The sequence below is a fragment of the Pseudonocardia sp. SID8383 genome (assembly GCF_009864975.1).
GTDB classification, from domain to species: Bacteria; Actinomycetota; Actinomycetes; order Mycobacteriales; family Pseudonocardiaceae; genus Pseudonocardia; species Pseudonocardia alni.
This window is the reverse complement of sequence record NZ_WWFY01000476.1, coordinates 1-1,014: the sequence shown is the minus strand read 5'-3', so window position 1 is coordinate 1,014 and position 1,014 is coordinate 1. Positions and strand designations below refer to the sequence as shown.

Below are 1,014 nucleotides of genomic sequence, written 5' to 3'. Positions count from 1 at the left end.
CGGCTCGCGTCCCGCGGCGGCCGCGAGGGCCCGCAGGTCGTGGTAGGGCACCCCCGGCGGGACGGCGGCCGGGTCGGACGCGTGGCGCACGATCGCCGACCACGGGTGCAGCGCGGGATGGCGGATCACCGGCCAGCGGACGACGACCGCCCCCGGCGCCAGCCCGGCGGCGACCTGGGCGGTGCCCAGGGGGAGGTCGCGGTAGTCGTCGCGGACCGGCTGGGACGCCAGCAGCCGGGTCCGGGACAGCAGCCGGCGCAGGTGGGGCAGGTCGTCGGCGGTGAGCTCGTGCACCGGCGGGATGCGCACGGGGGTGACCGGCAGGCCGTCGACGCCGGCGAGCAGCACCCGGACCGACTCGGCCTGGCAGTTGCCCCACACCAGGGCGAGCGGTCCCGGCGGCGGCGCCTCGAGGCCGTAGAGGACGCCGTAGTGGCGGCGGCGCGGATCGGTCACCCGGTCATCGTGGCCCGTGCGGTTGATCCGCGCCCGGACGGGCATCCCGGGGGACCCGAGGAGAGGAGCCGTCGCGTGCGCGTGGCGTCCGTGCCCACCGCCCATCCCTACGTGGCATCGCTGCACCACCCCGAGGTGGTCCGGCTCCCGGACCCGCCGGTCCCGGGCGCGCGTCCGGGGGTGTGGTGGCCCTCGCCGTGGCTCGACGCCGACCACCTGCGTGCGCACGCCGCGGACGTCGACCTGCTGCACGTCCACTTCGGCTTCGACGACCGCACCCCCGACCAGCTGCGCGCACTCGTCGCGGCACTGGGGGAGACGGGTGTCCCGCTGGTGCTGACCGTGCACGACCTGCGCAACCCGCACCACGCCGACCCCGCGCCGCACGCCGCGGCCCTCGACGTGCTGGTACCGGCCGCCGCCGGGCTCGTCACGCTGACCCCGGGGGCCGCCGCGCGGATCCGGGAACGCTGGGGACGCGAGGCGCTGGTGCTGGGGCACCCGGCCGTCGTCGGGCCGGAGTGGCTGCGCCGTCCCCGGCCCCGCCGCGCCGACGGG

General features: G+C 78.6%; 1 protein-coding gene and 1 pseudogene. One reads left to right on the top strand and one right to left on the bottom strand.

Annotation, left to right across the window (positions count from 1 at the left end):
• Positions 1-456 (bottom strand): WcbI family polysaccharide biosynthesis putative acetyltransferase (locus tag GTW08_RS11540; protein ID WP_202417049.1); only part of this gene is annotated, 456 nt, incomplete at its 3' end.
• A 75-nt stretch (positions 457-531) separates the two neighbouring features.
• On the opposite strand from GTW08_RS11540, the pseudogene GTW08_RS11535 reads away from it, so the two are divergent.
• A pseudogene (locus GTW08_RS11535) lies at positions 532-1,014 on the top strand (glycosyltransferase); the annotation flags it as partial.